Below are 18,610 nucleotides of genomic sequence, written 5' to 3'. Positions count from 1 at the left end.
TGGGTCATGCGGCTGCACTCATCCAAAAGAAGCGAACGACGAAGAGCGCGGCAAGCAACAGCAGGAACCAGTCCGCAGTCGTGATCCGTCCGCGCACCAGCTTGAGCACCGCGTGCGCGGTGATCCCGAAGGCAAGCCCGTTCGCGATCGAAAAGGTCAGCGGGATCATCGCGACCGTCAGGAAGGCGGGGATCGCCGAATAGGGGTCCTCCCACGCGACCTCGGTGATCGGCAACAGCATCAGCCCGCCGACGATGATCAGCGCGGGCGCGGTCGCCGCGAGCGGGACGATCTGCGCATAGGGGGCCACGAACATCGTGAGCAGGAACAACACCCCCGTCACCACCGCGGTCAGCCCGGTGCGCCCGCCCGCCTGCACGCCGGCAGCGCTTTCGACATAGGAGGTGACGGTGCTCGTCCCCGCCAGCGCGCCGACGATCGTCGCGACCGCATCGGTCATCAGGATTCGGTTGAGGCCCGGAATGCGCCCCGCGGCATCCATCAGCCCGGCGCGCTTGGTCACCGCGACCAGCGTGCCGATATTGTCGAACAGGTCGACGAACAGGAAGACGAACAGGATTTCGAGCAGCCCGAGCCCGTGCTTGCCGCCGACCCCGAACACCCCGGCAAGATCGAGCTGGAACGCGGTCCCGGTCAGCGCGGTCAGGCTGTACGGCTCGGGGCTGACGACGACCAGCCCGGCGAACCAGCCGACCAGCGTCGTCGCGACGATCCCGATCAGCATTGCGCCGCGCACGTTCCATACGCTCAGCGCCCCGATCGCGAGCAGCCCGAACAGCGCGACCGCCGCGCCGGGGGCCTTGAGATCGCCCAGCGCCACGAAGGTCGCGGGATTGGCGACGATGATGCCCGCATTCTTCAGCCCGATGAAGCCGATGAACAGCCCGATCCCGCCCGCGACCGCGGCGAACAGATGCGCCGGGATCACCGCGACGATCATCTGGCGGACCCCGGTCAGCGTGAGAATTAGGAACGCCACGCCCGAAATCAGCACGCACCCGAGCGCGACCGGCCACGGCACGCCCATCTGCTGGACGACGGTGAAGCTGAAATAGGCGTTGAGCCCCATGCCGGGCGCAAGCGCGAGCGGGGTGTTGGCGACCATCCCCATCAGGATCGACCCGAACGCCGCCGCAAAGCACGTGGCCGCAGCAACCGCGGCGACGGGCATCCCCGCCTGGCCGAGGATCGCCGGGTTGACCAGCACGATATACGCCATCGTCAGGAAGGTGGTGAACCCCGCCAGCACTTCGGTCCGGGTCGATGTGCCGCGCTCGCTTAGCCGGAAATAGCGGTCGAGCCCGCTTGGGGCGGACAAGCCGGTTCCCGGATCGATCGGTCTAATCGTTTGCGTCATCGGCTGTCCCCCTGAAGTGCTTCGCCGGGTGCGCAGACGCCGGTCAGTCCCCGTTCTTCCAGCATCTCGGCGAAACGGAACAGCATTCGTTCGCTCCCCGGTCGCCCGATCAGCTGCAACCCCAGCGGCAATTGCCCCGGCCGCCTGAGCGGGACCGCGAGCGCGGGCAGTCCGGCGAAGCTGATCGGCTGGCTATGCACCCCCAGATCGCGCCGCGCCGGGGTGCGTTCGCCATCGATGACGATCCACGGATCGGCGATCGTCGGCGCGACGCAAGGGGCGGCGGGGGCGATCAAAATGTCATGCTCGGCGAACACGGAAGCGAGCGTGTCCTTGAACGCCGTGCGGAACGCTTGCGCCTGGTCGTACAAGCCATCCGGCAGCAATGCGCCCGCGAGCAACCGGTCGCGCGTCGCGGGGTCGAACCGCATCGCCTCCCCGCGCGCAAACGCCGCGCGGTGGACGGCGCCCCCTTCGAAGGCGGTGATCAGGAACGCCGCCGAGCGTGCGCGCGCGACATCGCCCAGATCGACCATCGGTGCATCGGGCGCGATCGCGTCGATCGCCGCCTGTTGCGCAGGATCGAGGTTGACCGCGAAGCGACCGCCCAATCGGGCGACGCGAACCGGGTCGATTTCGGTTTCGGATCGACCAGAACCGGCGCGCAACACGTCCCAAAGCAGCGCAAGATCGCTCGGCGATGTCGCAAACGGACTGATATCGTCGAAGCTTTTGGCGAACGGGAACACCCCCGCCATCGGCAAGGCGTCGTGCGTCGGCTTCAGGCCATAGATGCCCGTCAGGCTGGCGGGCACGCGGATCGAGCCATTGGTGTCCGATCCGAGCGTGAAGGGCAACAGCCCCGCCGCGACCACCGCCGCCGATCCGCCCGACGATCCGCCTGCGATCCGTTTGAGATCATGTGGATTGCGCGTGGTGCCGTGAACCGCGTTGATCGTCGCGAAGCCGTAGGCGAACTCATCCATGTTGAGCGTCGCAACCAGCACCGCTCCCGCCGCGCCAAGCCGCTGAATCGCCACGGCATCCGTCGTCGCGGGCGCGGCCCCGGCATAGAGCGCGGACCCCGCCGTCGTCGGCAAACCGGCCACGTCGAACAGATCCTTGACGCCATACGGCACCCCCGCGAGCGGCCCCGGATCGCGTCCTGCGGCGATCGCGGCATCGACCAGCGCCGCCTCCCGCCGCGCGCGCTTGGCGAGCACGCGCGTTACCGCGACCAGCCGGTTGTCGTCCGCCGCAAGCGCTGCAAGACAGCGATCGACGACCGCCGTCGCGGTGGTCCGCCGCGCACGAACCGCGGCGGCGATCTCGGTCGCGTGCTTCACGAGGCGACCCCGGGGGCATCGCCGAGCAAGCGTGCGGCGTGGTCGTCCAGCACCGCCAGTGTCTCGATGACGCCGGGCAAACACGCATCGGGCACGGCAAACCCGCGCTGCGCCGCCGCGGTCGCGATCTCTGCGCGCGTGCGGGGCACCGCCGTGGGTGCGACCTGTGCGCGCCGCGAGTATCGCCAGCCGAGCACGACCGCAGCGACAACAGCGGAACCGGCCAGCCACGACAGGACGCGATCAACGGAAGGGGACGTTCTGGCGGCGCGCGGCATGGGGCCGTCATGGCGCGCTTTACCTGCACGATCCAACATAATGACCGGCATGGATCGTTGCAAAAAAGCGTGCACCCCAGACAGGCCGGAGACCCGCATGCGGCATCGGAACCGTAGCGCGGTCCTTCGGTTTATCGTGCGGCGTCCCCGGCTGAGCGGTCTGGGATACCGTTCTGTGTGCTTCGTCCTTAGGGACACACGGATTGGCGGAGACGAATGCATGCGTTTTATAGTGGGGATGATGGCGCTTGCGCTGCTGACGGCGGCGGCACCGGTCGAGCCACCGATGGTCCATGTGCGGCTCGAGACGTCGGCGGGGCCGATCGTGATCGCGCTCGATACGCGCCACGCGCCGAAAACCACAGCCAATTTCCTCGCCTATGTCGACGACCAGCGGCTCGACGGTACCGCCTTCTTCCGTGCATCGCGGCGGCCGGGCAAGCCGGGGCTGGGGTTCATCGAGGGTGGGATCGGCACCGATGCCCGCCGCCGGCTGGGCACCTTGCCGCTCGAACCGACCAGCAAGACCGGGTTGCGGCATGTCGACGGGGTGATCTCGATGGCGCGCTATGACGCGCTGGATTCAGGGACCGCCAATTTCTCGCTGATGTCGGGGCCTTTCCCCAACATGGACGCGCGCCCCGGCTCGCCCGGCTATGCGGTGTTCGGCAAGGTCGTGACGGGAATGGACGTCGTCAAACGCATCCTCGCGATGCCGACGAGCCAAGGTGGCGAGGGCCCGATGAAGGGCGAAACGCTGCGCCGCCCGGTGTCGATCGTGCGGGCGGTTCGGCTGGACGGGACACCGCATCCGACCGGGCGGGTCAAGGTGTGGCAGCTGTTGCCGCGGAAGTAACGGTCGCCCTCCGCAACGTCTTCTTCCCCGGCGAAGGCCGGGGCCTAGGAGAGAAACGGCAGATTGCTGGCGGATGCGCTTCGTTACCTCCGGCAGCGCGACTGGGCCCCGGCCTTCGCCGGGGAAGAAACTGTTCTTCAAACGATAATCGCTATCGCTTCGCAGGCGGTTGCAGCAGATCCTTATACTGGCGCGGCTGCGAGCGGAGATACTGGTTGGGGGCAACCACCGTCCCGCCAAGCGCTGCGGCGGCACGCCACGGCCAGTGCGGCTCGTAGAGGATCGTGCGCGCCAGAGCGATCATGTCGGCGTCCCCCGTACCGACGATCGCTTCGGCCTGTTCGGGCTCGGTGATCAGCCCGACCGCGACGACCGGGATCTCGACCGCCTGCTTCACCGCGCGCGCGAGCGGCACCTGATAGCTCGGCCCGACCGGGATCTGCTGCCCGGCATCGAGTCCGCCGCTCGACACATGGATCGCCGAACAGCCGCGCGCTTCGAGCGCTTGCGAGAACGCAACGCTGTCCTCGATCCCCCAGCCGCCGTCCACCCAGTCGGTCCCCGACAGCCGCATCGTAACGGGCTTGCCAGCCGGGAACGCCGCACGCACCGCATCGAACACCTCGAGCGGGAAGCGCATCCGGTTCTCGAGGCTCCCGCCATAATCGTCCTCGCGGCGATTGGAGAGCGGCGACAGGAACTGGTGCAACAGATACCCGTGCGCACCGTGCAACTGAACAAGGTCGAGCTCGAGATCCGCAGCACGCTTGGCAGACGCGACGAACGCGTCACGCACTCGAGCAAGGCCGTCGCGGTCGAGCGCCAGCGGCGGCGTATCGTCCGTCCCGAACGCAAATGCGGACGGCGCGACCGTCTGCCAGCTCTTGTCCGAACCCGGCGCGATGTGCGCACCGCCGCGCCACGGCAGGTCGGTCGACGCCTTGCGCCCGGCATGCGCGAGCTGGATGCCGATCGGCATGTCCGAATGCCGCCGGATGCTGTCGAGCGTCTTGCCCATCGCCGCCTGCGTCGCATCGTCGTACAGCCCGACGTCGGCGTAAGTGATCCGCCCCTCGGGTACCACCGCCGCCGCCTCGATCGTCAGCAACCCTGCGCCCGACAGCGCAAGCTGCCCGAGATGGATCAGGTGCCAGTCGGTCATGCAGCCATCGACCGCGGAATATTGGCACATCGGCGCAATGACGATGCGGTTGGCGAGCGTCAGCCCGTCGATCGTCAGCGGTTCGAAAAGGCGGGGACCGGGCATGTTCGTTCCTTTACTTGGCGACCGCGACGACGTCGGTCCGCGATGCGGCAAGGTAGCCACCGCAGACGAACACCAGCGCCCCGATCGCATTGCCGACCGAGACGATCGCGAGATTGCGGACCATGCCCGCAATGGTGATCGACGGGTGATCGACTAATAGCCCCAGCGTCAGCCCGGTCATGTTGGCGACCGAATGCTCGAACCCTGCGGCGACGAAAGCGAGCAGGATCCACGCCATCGCGATGCATTTGGCGGCATCGCCCTGCATCCGCGCCGCGGTCCAGATCGCGAGACACACCAGCCAGTTGCACAGGATCGCTCTTGCCAGCAGGGCGAGCGCGCTCGCCTCGACCTTGTGCGCGGCATAGGCGTGGAACATCGTGTCGGCATTGGCAAAGATCGCCCCGCCGCCCCCCGCCGCGAACACCAGCGACAGGATGACCCCGCCGACGAGATTGCCGACCCACACCACGACGGTCAGCAGAAGCGCATCCCACAGGGTAATTGTCCGCCGCGCGAGGCCGAACCCCAGATACATGACGTATCCGGTGAACAGCTCCGCCCCCGCGAACACGGTCAGAATCAACCCGATCCCGAAAGTCGCGCCCATCACCAGCGGGCGTACCCCGGCGGGGAGGCCGGCACCCGTGCTGAGCGCCAGAATCATCGCGATCCCGATGTACGTGCCCGCCAACATCGCGCCGGCGAAGAACCCGGCGGGCGATCGCCGGAGCGCCGCCGCCTTGGTCGCGGCGAGCTTTGCGTAAATGTCGATCGTTGGCGCGTAATTGCTCACGCCGGCACGGGTTTCGATCGACCGACGACGCCCGCACGGACGACGGCGAATTCGGAACCAAGGTCGCTTCCCGTCGCGCGGATCGTCACCGGCACCGATTTGTACGATGGCGTGAAGCTCTGGGGATCATGGTCTTCGAGTGCGATCAACGGCTGGGTCTCCGGATAATAGGATGCACAGCATCCCTCAGGCAGCGCGTAACGCACGATTGTAAGTTTTTGTACCACGCGATCTGCACGGGCAAAGTCGAGTGCTGTCGCAATGTCGACCAGATCGCCTTCGACGAACCCCATCCGGGCGATATCGCGTTCGTTCATGAACAGGATGTCGCGGCGGCCGAACACGCCGCGATAGCGGTCGTCGAGGCTGTAGACCGTGGTGTTATACTGATCGTGTGCGCGGAGCGTCGTCAGCCGCAGGATATTGGGGTCGCCGTTGGTCGAATCGTCCTCGATCGTCGGTGTGCAGAGGAAGTTCGCCTTCTTGGTGTCGGTGTTCCACACCCGCAGCGCGGCACTGTTGGCCAGATGGAACCCGCCGGGCTCGCGGATGCGGCGGTTATAGTCCGAGAAATCGGGGAAGACGGCCTCGATCTTGTCGCGGATCAAATCGTAGTCGGCGATGAAGCCGTCCCAGTCGATCGCGCCCTTGCCCTTGAGCGTCGCCTTGGCGATCTGCCCCACAATCCAGATCTCGGACTTCACGTTCGCGCCCGGTGGCTTCAGGAAACCGCGCGAGGCGTGGACCATCGACATCGAATCCTCGACCGTCACCGACTGCGGACCACTTGCTTGCTCGTCCGCTTCGGTGCGACCGAGGCACGGCAGGACGTAGGTCGCCTTCGCCATCAGCAAATGCGTGCGGTTGAGCTTGGTGGTGATGTGGACCGCGAGATCCATGTTGCGGAACCCCTCGGCACACGCCTGCGGATCCGACGAGGCGATCGCGAGATTGCCGCCGAGGCAGACGATCGCCTTGGCCTTGCCGTCGCGCATCGCGGCAATGCTTTCGACCACCGAATGGCCGTCCTTGCGCGGCGGCTCGAACCCGAACACGTCGCGCATCCGGTCGAGGAACGCGGGCTTTGGCCGCTCGGTGATCCCGACGGTGCGATCGCCCTGGACGTTGCTGTGCCCGCGCAACGGACAGATGCCCGCGCCCGGCCGCCCCATGTTGCCGCGGAGCAGCAGTAGGTTTGCGATCTGCTGGACGTTGCTCGTGCCGGTGCGCTGCTGCGTGATCCCCATGCCGTAGCAGGCGATCGTCGCCTTCGACACGGCGTAGATCTGCGCGACGCCTTCGAGCTCGCTGCGGCTCAACCCGCTGCCGCGCTCGATCGCGTCCCAGGTGGTTTCGCGCAGGTCGGCGATATACGCCTCGATCCCGGCGGTATGCTCGGCGATGAAGTCATGGTCGAGCGTCGGCTCCGCCGCTGTGGCACCCGCTGCGTTCGAGGAGCGCGCGGCATCGTCAAGCGCGACGAGCGCCTTCGCGATACCCTTGATCGCCGCGGCATCGCCGCCGACCTTCACCTGCAGATAGGTCGACGCGATCGGCGTCGCGTTGCCCGTCGCCATCTCGACCACCGACTGCGGCGATTCGAAACGTTCGAGCGAGCGTTCCTTCAATGGGTTGAAGACGATGATCTTGCCCCCGCGCTTCGACACTTCGCGCAGCGTCGCCATCATCCGCGGATGGTTGGTGCCGGGGTTGTGGCCGAACGACAGGATCAGGTCGCTATGATCGAAATCCTCGAGGCTGACGGTGCCCTTGCCGATCCCGATCGACTTGGGAAGGCCGACCGAGGTCGCCTCGTGGCACATGTTCGAGCAATCGGGGAAGTTGTTGGTGCCGTACAGCCGCACGAACAGCTGGAGCAGGAACGCGGCTTCGTTCGAGCAGCGGCCCGAGGTGTAGAATTCGGCCTGGTCGGCATCGGGTACGGCGGCGAGCCCCGCGCCGATCTCGGCGATCGCTTCGTCCCAGCCGACGACTTCATAATGATCGGTTGCAGCATTGTAGCGCAGCGGCTCGGTGACGCGGCCCTGATCCTCGATCCAGTGATCGCTCTCTTTCCAGATGTCCGAAACGCTGTGCTCGGCAAAGAACTTCGCCCCGATCTTCTTCGCGGTCGATTCCCACGCGACGGCCTTCGCGCCATTCTCGCAGAATTCGAACGAGCTGGTGTGCTTGGGGTCAGGCCAGGCGCAGCTCGGGCAGTCGAATCCGTGCGGCTGGTTCGATTTGAGCAGCGTCTGCGCGCCGCTGGTGACGATCTGTTGCGCCTTGAGCGAGACGGCGACCGCCTTCAGCGCACCCCATCCGCCGGCGGGTCCCGTATAATCCTTGATTCCGTCGGGGCGTTTGGTGGCCACGGTCGTTTCTCCAGCGCGACCCGAAGTCGCGGCGATGGGTGGGGGCGGGCTCATCCACGAGCCTCGATTGGCTTGCGTTATGCGCCCACCCTCCCATCGCAAAAGGGAGATTTCCGCAGTTGGTGATCGGGTTAATTCGTGGAACAGACACGCCCACAGTGCATTCCCACTGCCAGCAATCCTATGACATCAACGGGCAATCGCGGCGTGACGAACCGGTCTAGTTCCGGTTGCGGATGGCGTTCTTGATCGTGCGGGCGACTTGCAGGAACGGTTGCAGCACCGTGGTCGTGTCGCTGGCACCGAGCGCGTGGATATCGGTGCGCGACGATTGCTGATGCGCGATGTGCGGGGTCGCGGCGAAGGCGCGCATGTCGGGGCGTGCCGCGCGGAACCAGGAATAGGCACCGTCAACATGCATCGGTCCGCCTTCGGGGCTACCGGGTTCACGCGTCAGAATGGCTTCGAGATACGGGACCAGCGCGTCGATCGCGCGTTGAGAGAAGGCGATGAAGTGCGCCAGCAGCAATTCCTCGTCGGGCGCGACCACGGACAGCGGACGTGCATTCTGGGTCGCAGGCGAGCCGCCATAGAAGACATCCCACGGCTCGCGCGCGAGCGCTGCCAGCGCGACGGGCAACTGCGCCATCTCACTGCGCGAGATGGCGACATCGTCTTCGAGGATCAGCAGCGATGTCACACCGGCGCGCTTCGCCGCTTGCAGCGCACCGAGATGGCTCAGGAAACATCCCCGCGTACCGATCGTGGGAAATCCGCCCGGGCTGTCCGGTCGGGTGGCGTCGTGGAACGCGATCGTGCGACCGTCGATTTCGGCCCCGAGGTTCCGCACCGTGGCGATGGCACCCTTGCGGCGATCAGACCGATGCGGAAGATTGATGATCCGAACCATGTCGAACGTGGAGGAGAGCGGGTCGATCGACCTCGGCTGAGCCCTTGCCACTGTTACGCAACCTTTCAAACGCGCGGAATACAACCGCTTGAAATGTACCGATACCGTCTCGGCTCGCTCGATACTAGACCGATCGGATTAAAGGATGGTTCCCCCCGCGGGGAAATTCTCGACGACGATCGGGGAAGATGGTGCTGCCGGTGAGGATTGAACTCACGACCTCAGCCTTACCAAGGATGCGCTCTACCACTGAGCTACGGCAGCAACTCCACTTTGCAGCGGAAGCGGCGTAAGAGACGGATGAGCAGGGAATGTCAAGGAGCACATGCACAATGGCCGACACAAAAAACGAAAAGGCCGACCGATTGGCAGCGGCGCTTCGCGAAAATCTGAAGCGGCGCAAGGCACAGGCACGCGCCGCGGAACCCGTATCGGACCCCGCGCCGCTCCCCGACGACGTCACGCGATAGGCGCGCATTTCTCCACAAGCCATGCGCGTTCCTCGGCGTCGAACGCCGGGCTCAGCACCGCGAACACCTCGGCGTGATAGGCGTCGAGCCACGCGCGTTCGGCGGTGCTGAGCAGTTCGGGGAGGATCATGCTCCGCTCGATCGGGCAGAAGGTCAGCGTCTCGAACCCGAGGAACGGCGCACCGTCCGAAAAACTGCGATCCTCGACCAGCAGCAGATTCTCGATTCGGATGCCATATTCGCCCGCCTTGTAATAACCGGGCTCGTTCGAGAGAATCATCCCCGCGCGCAGCGGCTCGGCCGGGCCGCCACCGGGGTAGAAGGGCTGTGCGATTCGCTGCGGTCCTTCATGCACCGAAAGATAGGCGCCGACGCCGTGGCCGGTCCCGTGCGCGTAATCGAGCCCGACCTGCCATAATGGCCGCCGCGCGAAGCCGTCGAGTTGCCCCCCGGTCGTCCCCGCCGGGAACACCGCGGTGGCGAGCGCGATATGCCCCTGCAGCACGCGGGTGAAGCGATCGCGCATCTCCGCGGTCGGCGTGCCGATCGGCAGCACGCGAGTCACGTCGGTCGTGCCGTCGGCATATTGCCCGCCCGAATCGACCAGATAGAGCTGCCCCAGCTCGAGCCGGGCGTTCGATTCGGGCGTCGCGTGGTAATGCGGGCTCGCGCCATGTGCGCCCGTCGCCGAAATCGTGTCGAACGACGTGTCGAGCAGCACACCAGTCGCCTCGCGGAACTGTTGCAGCCGCGCGACGCAATCGAGCTCGGTCAGCCCGCCCTTGGGTGCCTCGGCCTCGACCCAGCGCAGGAAGCGCGCGAGCGCGGCCCCGTCGCGGACCGACGCCGTGCGGTGCCCTGCGATCTCGACCGGGTTCTTGGTCGCCTTGGCGAGCAGCACCGGATCGCGGCGTGCGGTGACGGTCGCGCCACCGGCTTCGAGCGCATCGAAGATCGCCGCGACGGCGCCTGCGGGATCGACCGCGATCGTCTTGCCGGGATAACGCGCGAGTCCGTCGGCAAACGCATCACGCGGATGCAGGCGGATCGCGTTGCCGAGATGCTGGCGCACGGCATCGGTCAGCTTGTCGGGCGCGACGTACAGATCGGCGGTGCCGTCCGCGTCGACGATCGCATAGGCCAGCGCGACCGGGGTGTGGGGGACATCGCGGCCACGGACGTTGAGCACCCACGCGATCGAATCGAGCGCGGTGAGCACGACCGCGTCGGCCTGTTCGGTCGCCAGCCAGTCCGCGATCAACGCCCGCTTCGCGGCGGACGTCGCGCCGGCGCGATCGTCGTCCTGTACGCCGAGCGGCGCGGTAGAGGGGGCGGGGCGGTCGGGCCACACCGCATCGACCGGGTTGGTGTCGACTGCGACCAGCTCGGCACCGCGCGCCGCCAGCTTCGCGCGCGCTTCCTCGACCCAGGCGCGCGTGTGGAGCCACGGGTCATAGCCGATCCGCGCCCCGTTGGCGGCATTGTCGCCCAGCCATGAAGCGACGCTCGTCTGCGGTACCGCGACGAACTGCCAGTCGTCGCCCGAGACCTGCTCGCGCACCTGCAACGTGTAGCGTCCGTCGGTGAAGATCGCCGCAGCTTGCGGAAGCACGACCGCGCTCCCCGCCGATCCCTGGAATCCGGTCAGCCAGGCAAGGCGCTGCGCATAGCCGCCGACATATTCGGACATGTGCTCATCGGTCAGCGGAACGACGAAACCGTCGAGCCGGTCGCGCTGGAGCTGGTCGCGCAGGGCAGCAAGGCGGTCGGCGTGGGTAGACATCGGCAAGGGTCTTTCCGGATGGTTGCAGCAAGGATCTGAACGCCGGATTAGGCCAGCCGCTCCCCCGTTGCGAGCATCAAGCGACGTGAGACGATCCGTCATGCGCCATTGCGAGCGATCAGGCGGGTTGAACCGTCGGACGATCGGGGATCGTCAGGACGCTCGCGGTGCCACCGCCGGGACCGGGATGGACTTCGAACTGCGCGTTCAACTGGCGCGCCAGCGCGAGTGCGATCTTGAGGCCGAGACTGGTCGCCCCGGCGACGGCAAAGCCCTCGGGCAGCCCCACGCCGTCGTCGGTCACCCGCAACGTGACGCCGCCCTGCGCGCGGTGAAGCGCAATATGGATCACGCCCGTCGTACGGTCGGCAAAGCCGTGTTCGTTGGCATTGGCGACCGCTTCCGCGAGGATCAGCGCGAACGGGATGAGCGAATCGCCGTGCAGCGTGATCCCGGGTTCGACCGCGATGTCGTAACGAATGCCGACGCGCCCGTCCGATTCAGCCAGATCGTTGACGAGTCCCTGCAGGAACGCCGCCAGATCGGTGTTCTTGCCGTCGATGTCGTAGAGTTGCCGCTGGATCCGCCCGATCAGCCCGACACGCGCGGCGGCATCGTCGAGCGCTTTCTTGGCAAGCGCATGGTCGACCCCGCGCCGGTGCAACGTCAACATCGCACCGACCATCTGGATATTGTTAGAGACGCGGTGCTGGAGCTCGCGGAACAGCAATTCGTTGCGTTCGGCCAGCCGCGCGCTCTGTTCGGCAAGGTCGTGGCTGCGTTCGCGTTCGCGACGCAGGCGGTGGTTGGCTTGCTGCATCCATTCGACGAGCGTGATGTCGACCACCACCACCGCCCCATAGAAGCCCAGCGCAAGTGCCGTGCCGGGTCCGATCGCGAAACTGCGGGCCGGCGGGATGAAGTAATACCACGCCATCAACCCGCACAGCACGGCGGCAAGCGTGCCCGGGCCGCGCCCCAGCAGGAACACCGACACGATGACTGCGGGGAAGAAGGTCAGGAACGGGAAACCGGGCGGGAACCACGGGTCGAGCCCGCTGCGCAACAGGCACGCACCCACGGACAGGCCCGCAGCGAGCGCATGGCGCAACACCGGCCGGTCGGATAGCAGCGGCAGCCTTTCGAGGAAGGTGAGGGGCCTGCTCGGCATCAGAGCATCAAAGCTTGCGGTCGCGGCGCTGGAGGGGAAGGGGGGCGATCGGTCGAATCCTTCCAGCACAAATCGAACATCGGTGCGCAGGCGTTCCTATCGCATATGCTCCCCTTCCGCTGCAACAAAACTTGTTACGCCTGCAATTGGTTTTGAAACCGCGGTCCCTCCGCCTGTTAAACCGAAAATCACGGGGTGCCCGCCGCCCGGTGACGGCCATCGCCTCTACAATGCGAAGCGGTACAGCAGCGGTGAAGGCCGGATCGTCATGTCAATTGCAAAGCGTCTTCAGCTTGGTTCGGGGCTGATCGCCATGATCGTCCTGTTGGCGATCGCGATCGCCGCGTACAGCATCAACCTCGTCAGGATCGGTGGTCCGGTCGCCGAGCGGATCCAGTCCGCATCGGATTACGTCGCGGACATCCTCCCGCCGCCCGCCTATGTGTTGGAACCGTTCCTGGAAGCCACGTTGCTGGTCGATCACCCCGAACAGGTGGAGCAGCGTGCCGCGCACCTCGCGGCCTTGCGCAAGGCATATGACGAGCGTCAGGCCTATTGGAAAACCGGCAACATCAGTCCCGAACTCGCCGCAGCGCTCACCCAGGATGCGAACGTTCCCGCACAGCGTTTCTGGCAGCAGGTCGCGCGGCTGGAAACCGCGGCGCGCAAGGGTGATGCCGCCGCGATGCGCGACAGCTACGCCGCGATCGCCAGTGCCTATGCCGAGCACCGGACCCAGATCGACCGCGCGGTCACGCTGGCGACCGACTATCAGGCCAATCTCAAGCAGGACGCCCACCGCAGCCTGACCACGGCGTCGAGCGCGTTGCTCGTGCTGGCGTTGACGATCCTCGCGCTTGCGATCGGTGCAGGCGTTTACCTGACGCGCAAGGTGATGGCGCCGCTCGATGAACTGATCCAGTCGACCACTACGCTCGCGGGTGGGCAGGACTGTACGGTGCCGCATCTCGGGCGCACCGACGAACTCGGTGCGATGGCGGAAGCGGTCGACTTCTTCCGGCGCAGCGCAAAGGAACGCGCGGCGCAGGACGCCCGCGCCGCCGCGGATACCGCAATAGTCGCGGACGGCGTGGGGCAGGTCCTGCGCCGGATGGCGGCGGGCGACTTGCGGCATGGCACTGCAATCGAATTCCCCGCAGGGTACACCGGCGTCAACAGCGATTTGAACGGCGCGGTCGAGACGCTGCGCAAGATGGTCTGCGCGGTGGTCGAGACGACCAACGAGATCGACGGCGCGTCCCGATCGATCGCGGGCGCGACCGAGGAACTCGCGCGGCGCACCGAGAGCAGTGCCGCGGCGATCGAGCAGACGTCGGCTGCGGTCAATCGCATGGACGAGCGGCTGCGCAGCACCGCCGAGGCGGCGCGCAAGACGTCCGACGGATCGCAGCAGACGCTGGACGCAGCCAGCGAAGTCCGCACCCGCACCGATGGCGCGATGGAAGCGATGCACCGTGTGTCCAAGAGCACCAGCGGGATCGATGACGTGATCGAGGGGCTCGACAAGATCGCGTTCCAGACCCGCGTGCTGGCGATGAACGCTGCGGTCGAAGCGGGACGGGCGGGGGATGCCGGTCGCGGGTTCGCGGTGGTCGCGGATCTCGTCTCGACGCTGGCGATGCGCGCCGAGGAGGAGGCCAAGCGCGCGCGCACGCAACTCAGCGCGACGCAGGAGGACGTCACCGTCGCGGTCGAGGCGGTCGGTCTGGTCGACGGCGCGCTCCAGACGATCCTGACGCGCTGCACCGAAGCCGCCGCGCTGACGCAGGGGATCGCCGACGACAATGTCGCGCAGTCCATCGCGATCGGCGAGATCAACAGCGCGGTGTCGCAGCTCGACCAGATCGTCCAGCAGAATGCCGCGATGGTAGACCAGACCTCCGCCGCTGCGGGAGGACTCGCGCGGGACGTGCAGAGGCTGGCCGGCCATGCGGCGGCGTTCCAGTATGACTTGCGCGCAAGCGACGTTCCCGTGACGGTCGAACGGCGTAAACCCCGCACCGGCGCGTCCGCGGGCAGCCGTGCCGACCGGCGCGGTCCGGCGAACGCCGCGCGGGCGAGGGAATTGCTCCCCGCATAGGCGCGGCTCGACTTGAGCGGGGGTGGCGGGGTAGGGGGCGCGGATGACCGACTCCACGCCCCCCGCTGCCCCTCTTCCCGTTGCACCCGTCGCCGCGCTCCGCCCGCACAGCTTCACGACGCACGGGGTCACGATCGAGGATCCCTACGCCTGGATCAAGGATCCGGGCTATCCCGAGGTGACCGATCCCGACGTGCTCGCCTATCTGGCGGCGGAAAACGCGTATTTCGAAAGCGTGATGGCGCCGCATCGTCCGCTGATCGACCGGCTGTACGAAGAGATGAAGGGGCGGATCAAGGAAGACGATTCCTCGGTCCCGCAGAAGGACGGCGACTGGCTGTACTGGACCGCGTTCGAGACCGGCGGCCAGTATCGCAAATGGTGGCGTCGCCCGGTCGCCGCGGGCACTGACACGAGCAAGGACGAACTGATCCTCGACGAGCCCGTGCTTGCCGAGGGCAAGGAATATTTCCGGCTGGGCGCCTTCTCGATCAGCAACGACGGGCGGCTGCTGGCCTATGCGATCGACGACAATGGCTCGGAGCGGTTCGAGATCCGCGTCAAGGACCTGACCACCGGCGAGCATCTGCCCGATGTCATCCCGGGGATGCTGTCTGAAATCGTCTGGACCGCGGACGACAAGGGCTTCCTTTACGGCCTGGCGAACGACCAGTGGCGCACCGACAACGCGCGGCTGCACTGGCTCGGCACGCCGATCGCGGACGATATCGAACTGTTCAAGGAAGCCGACGAGGGCTTCCGCGTGGGGGTGAGCGAGACAAGCGACCGCAAGTGGATCGTGCTGTCGAGCGGCGACCATGTGACGAGCGAAATCTACCTGCTCCCCGCAACCGATCCGCTGGCGACGCCGCTGCTGGTGTCGGCGCGGCAAGTGGGGCGTGAATATGACGTCGACATGCATGGCGACACGTTGTTCATCCACACCAACGATACCGACCCCAATTTCCGGCTGTGCACCGCGCATATCTCGGCGCCGGGCGAATGGGTCGAGAAGATCGCGCCGTCGCGGCATTTCTACATGACCGGGATCGACTGTTTCCGCGATTTCTTTATCGTCGACGGGCGCGAGGACGGGCTCGATCAGATCGAGATCCACCGCTACGACGACAGCATCGCGCCGCAGCGTATCCGCTTCCCCGAAGCGAGCTATGACGCGGGGCTCGGCAACAACCCCGAATATGCGATGGACGTGCTGCGCGTCGGCTATGAATCGATGGTCACGCCGGGGACCGAGTACGACTATGACGTCGCGACCGGCGAACTGACGACGCTCAAGGTCCAGGAAATTCCCTCGGGCTATCAGGCGGCCAAATATCGCACCGAACGTCTCAAGATCACCGCGCGCGACGGGACCGAGGTGCCGGTGTCGATCGTCTATCCCGCCGACTTCCCCAAGGACGGGTCGCGACCGTTGTTCCTTTATGCTTACGGCGCATATGGTTACGCGATCCCGCCGGGCTTCTCGACCGGGCGGCTGTCGCTGCTCGATCGCGGTTTTGCCTATGCGATCGCGCATATCCGCGGCGGGGACGATCTCGGCCAGCAATGGTATCTCGACGGCAAGCTCGAGAAACGCGCCAACACGTTCAATGATTTCGTCGATGTCGCAAAGGGGCTGGTCGCGGACGGCTGGACCTCCGCGGGCAAGATCGCGATCGCGGGTCGCTCGGCGGGTGGCGAGCTGATGGGTGCGGTCGTCAATTCCGACCCCGAACTGTGGGGCGCGGTGATCGCCGACGTGCCGTTCGTCGACGTGCTCAACACGATGCTCGACGCCGAGTTGCCGCTGACGCCGGGCGAGTGGCCCGAATGGGGCAATCCGATCGAGGACAAGGCGGCGTTCGAACTGATCCGCGGCTATTCGCCCTACGATCAGGTCAAGGCGCAGGCCTATCCGCCGATGTTCATCTCGGGCGGTCTCAACGACCCGCGCGTGACCTATTGGGAGCCCGCGAAATGGGCGGCCAAGCTGCGCGCGACCAAGACCGACGATAACGTGCTGCTGCTCAAGACCAACATGGGCGCGGGGCATGGCGGCAAATCGGGGCGGTTCGAATCGCTGCGCGAGGGCGCGGAGGAACATGCGTTCGTGCTGTGGCAGCTCGGTATCGAGGAGTAAGCGAAACGCCCGTGGCGCTTTGCTCTGGCCCCCCGCCGTCGCGGGGGAACATCGGCGCGCGCGCGGATTTGAGCCGCTTATGACGATCGAATCCATCATCCAGCACTACGGCCTCATCGCGTTGTTCGCGGGCGCTGGGATCGAGGGCGAGACGGTCGTCGTCGCGGGTGGGCTGCTCGCGCACAAGGGGCTGTTTTCGCTGCCCGGCGCGATGGCGGCGGCGGCGGCGGGGTCGTTCGTCGCGGACCAGATCTTCTTCTCGCTCGGCCGCTATTTCCGCGACAAGCCGTGGGTCCGCCGTGCGCGCGAGAAGCCGATCTTCGAGCGCGCGCTGGGGTTGCTCGAACGCTATCCGATCGGGTTCATCTTCGCGTTCCGGTTCATCTACGGCTTCCGCACGATCAGCCCGATCGCGATCGGGACGACCAAGGTCTCGACCAGATTGTTCGTCATGATCAACCTGGTCGCGGCGATCGTCTGGGGGATCGTGTTCACCGGGATCGGCTATCTGTTCGGGCACAGTTTCGAAAAACTGATCGAACGCTTCCTCCCCGACAAGCACGCGATCCTGATCGTCGGGTGCGTGATCGTCGCGATCGCGCTGTTGCTCGGCCTCTGGCATTGGTGGCGCGGGCGGCGCACACAGGCGGCATGACGCGCTTCACGCTTTCGATCACCGCGACCCCCGACGACATCGACGAACTCGGCCATGTCAACAATGCGGTGTGGGTCCGCTGGATCCAGCAGATCGCGGTCGCGCATTGGGAAGCACTCGCCCCGCCCGAACAGCAGGCGGCCTATGTCTGGGTCGTGACGCGGCACGAGATCGACTATCGCGGCAATGTCGCGGCGGGCGAGACGGTGACCGGCGAGACCTGGGTCCCCGAACCGCCCACCGGCGCGCGCTTCGACCGCCATGTCCGGTTCCTTGGGCCGGACGGCAAGGTTAAGGTGCAGGCCGTCACGACCTGGGCGCTGATCGACCGTGCGAGCGGTCGGCTGCTGCGCGTGCGGGACGAGATTGCAGCGCCGTTTTTGTCCAGTTGACGGAACCGCTTGGCGCCTCGGGGGCTTGAATGGAGGAATCCCGCCAAGGAAAGGCCCGCGATGCTGGAACATCTCCCCCATTGGTTGGGTGCCGCGTTGCGCAGCGTGCGTGCCGGTGCCGACAAGTTGACGATCACCCAGCCGGTGCTCGGCAATAATTATACGACGATCGAGGTGACGAGCCCTGCCTTCGCGCAGGAAGGCCGCATCCCGCCACGCTTCACCGCGGACGGCGAGGGCGTTTCGCCGCCGCTGACCTGGGGTGCGGTCCCGCCGGGGACGCTGAGCGTCGCGCTGGTCGTCGAGGATGCCGATTCACCGACACCGGCACCGCTAGTGCACGCGATCCTCTGGGGCTTGCCTGCCGATGCCGGGCGGATCGCGGAAGGTGCGATCACGGCGAACGCGCAGCCCGATGGTGGCGACGTCGGTCGCAACTCGTATCTGTCCGAGGGGTGGCTCGCGCCGGATCCGCCGACCGGCCATGGCGATCATCGCTATGCGTTTCAGGTCTTTGCACTGGATTGCGCGGCAGAGGACATCGGTGAAGCACCGGGGCGCGGTGCGGTGCTCAACGCAATGGCGGGCCATGTGATCGGCGCAGGGTTGCTGGTCGGGCTGTATTCGCGCGGCGAACCGGCGGATGTGGTCCCGGGTGATGGCGCGCCTGTGGTCGCCTGACACCTCACGTG

At 66.4% G+C, this 18,610-nt stretch carries 16 protein-coding genes and 1 tRNA gene; 7 read left to right on the top strand and 10 right to left on the bottom strand.

Going from position 1 to position 18,610, the window contains the following annotated elements; all coding sequences use genetic code 11:
* Positions 1-4: 4 nt before the first annotated feature.
* From AC3WJR_RS13975 to AC3WJR_RS13965, 3 genes are read right to left on the bottom strand one after another with little or no spacing between them, the layout of a single operon-like run.
* Positions 5-1,378 (bottom strand): NCS2 family permease, encoded by a 1,374-nt coding sequence (locus AC3WJR_RS13975; protein WP_492725575.1) that lies wholly within the window; start codon positions 1,376-1,378, stop codon positions 5-7.
* Positions 1,375-2,724, bottom strand: coding sequence for an AtzE family amidohydrolase (locus AC3WJR_RS13970; RefSeq protein WP_492725574.1), 1,350 nt, complete (start codon positions 2,722-2,724; stop codon positions 1,375-1,377). Before AC3WJR_RS13970 ends, AC3WJR_RS13975 begins: the two co-directional genes overlap by 4 nt.
* Entirely contained in the window at positions 2,721-3,002 is a 282-nt protein-coding gene (locus AC3WJR_RS13965) for a hypothetical protein (protein WP_492725573.1), read from the bottom strand. Before AC3WJR_RS13965 ends, AC3WJR_RS13970 begins: the two co-directional genes overlap by 4 nt.
* Positions 3,003-3,243: 241 nt before the next feature.
* On the opposite strand from AC3WJR_RS13965, the gene AC3WJR_RS13960 reads away from it, so the two are divergent.
* Entirely contained in the window at positions 3,244-3,858 is a 615-nt protein-coding gene (locus tag AC3WJR_RS13960) for a peptidylprolyl isomerase (protein ID WP_492726151.1), read from the top strand.
* Between the two features lie 151 nt (positions 3,859-4,009).
* Here AC3WJR_RS13960 and AC3WJR_RS13955 read toward each other — a convergent pair whose 3' ends face one another.
* The 5 genes from AC3WJR_RS13955 to AC3WJR_RS13935 form a co-directional block, all read right to left on the bottom strand.
* Positions 4,010-5,125, bottom strand: coding sequence for an NADH:flavin oxidoreductase/NADH oxidase (locus tag AC3WJR_RS13955; RefSeq protein ID WP_492725572.1), 1,116 nt, complete (start codon positions 5,123-5,125; stop codon positions 4,010-4,012).
* 10 nt (positions 5,126-5,135) lie between these two features.
* A complete protein-coding gene (locus tag AC3WJR_RS13950) occupies positions 5,136-5,921 on the bottom strand; it encodes a formate/nitrite transporter family protein (RefSeq protein WP_492725571.1) in 786 nt (261 codons plus the stop codon).
* Positions 5,918-8,296 carry an FdhF/YdeP family oxidoreductase gene (locus AC3WJR_RS13945; protein ID WP_492725570.1) on the bottom strand — a complete coding sequence of 793 codons (2,379 nt, stop codon included), beginning with the start codon at positions 8,294-8,296 and terminating at the stop codon, positions 5,918-5,920. Before AC3WJR_RS13945 ends, AC3WJR_RS13950 begins: the two co-directional genes overlap by 4 nt.
* 220 nt (positions 8,297-8,516) lie before the next feature.
* On the bottom strand, positions 8,517-9,206 hold the full coding sequence (locus AC3WJR_RS13940; RefSeq protein ID WP_492725569.1) for a hypothetical protein: 690 nt from the start codon (positions 9,204-9,206) through the stop codon (positions 8,517-8,519).
* Positions 9,207-9,395: 189 nt separating this feature from the next.
* Positions 9,396-9,470 (bottom strand) — tRNA-Thr (locus tag AC3WJR_RS13935).
* A 68-nt stretch (positions 9,471-9,538) separates the two neighbouring features.
* On the opposite strand from AC3WJR_RS13935, the gene AC3WJR_RS13930 reads away from it, so the two are divergent.
* Positions 9,539-9,676 carry a hypothetical protein gene (locus AC3WJR_RS13930; RefSeq protein ID WP_492725568.1) on the top strand — a complete coding sequence of 46 codons (138 nt, stop codon included), beginning with the start codon at positions 9,539-9,541 and terminating at the stop codon, positions 9,674-9,676.
* Here the strand turns inward: AC3WJR_RS13930 and AC3WJR_RS13925 are convergent.
* Together AC3WJR_RS13925 and AC3WJR_RS13920 are read right to left on the bottom strand one after the other, a co-directional pair.
* Complete coding sequence (locus AC3WJR_RS13925) at positions 9,666-11,459, bottom strand: aminopeptidase P family protein (protein WP_492725567.1); 1,794 nt, start codon at positions 11,457-11,459, stop codon at positions 9,666-9,668. The two genes, AC3WJR_RS13930 and AC3WJR_RS13925, sit on opposite strands and share 11 nt — an antisense overlap.
* Positions 11,460-11,577: 118 nt before the next feature.
* Positions 11,578-12,630, bottom strand: coding sequence for a sensor histidine kinase (locus AC3WJR_RS13920; protein ID WP_492725566.1), 1,053 nt, complete (start codon positions 12,628-12,630; stop codon positions 11,578-11,580).
* A gap of 268 nt (positions 12,631-12,898) precedes the next feature.
* Between AC3WJR_RS13920 and AC3WJR_RS13915 the strand changes: the two genes are divergently transcribed.
* The 5 genes from AC3WJR_RS13915 to AC3WJR_RS13895 all read left to right on the top strand — a co-directional run bounded on the left by AC3WJR_RS13915 (position 12,899) and on the right by AC3WJR_RS13895 (position 18,599).
* The gene (locus tag AC3WJR_RS13915; protein ID WP_492725565.1) at positions 12,899-14,731 is read left to right on the top strand and encodes a methyl-accepting chemotaxis protein; all 1,833 of its coding nucleotides are present in this window, start codon (positions 12,899-12,901) and stop codon (positions 14,729-14,731) included.
* Between the two features lie 43 nt (positions 14,732-14,774).
* Positions 14,775-16,871 (top strand): S9 family peptidase, encoded by a 2,097-nt coding sequence (locus AC3WJR_RS13910; protein ID WP_492725564.1) that lies wholly within the window; start codon positions 14,775-14,777, stop codon positions 16,869-16,871.
* A 79-nt stretch (positions 16,872-16,950) separates the two neighbouring features.
* Entirely contained in the window at positions 16,951-17,526 is a 576-nt protein-coding gene (locus AC3WJR_RS13905; protein ID WP_492725563.1) for a DedA family protein, read from the top strand.
* Positions 17,523-17,918, top strand: a complete 396-nt coding sequence (locus AC3WJR_RS13900; protein WP_492725562.1) for an acyl-CoA thioesterase — start codon at positions 17,523-17,525, stop codon at positions 17,916-17,918. The genes AC3WJR_RS13905 and AC3WJR_RS13900 overlap by 4 nt, the downstream gene beginning before the upstream one ends.
* Before the next feature lie 60 nt (positions 17,919-17,978).
* Positions 17,979-18,599, top strand: a complete 621-nt coding sequence (locus tag AC3WJR_RS13895; protein ID WP_492725561.1) for a YbhB/YbcL family Raf kinase inhibitor-like protein — start codon at positions 17,979-17,981, stop codon at positions 18,597-18,599.
* The last annotated feature ends 11 nt before the right edge of the window (positions 18,600-18,610 follow it).

The organism is Sphingomonas sp. FW306-05-A (assembly GCF_058782275.1).
Note: the sequence above shows the minus strand (reverse complement) of the source record. Positions and strands in the feature narration are given on the sequence as shown.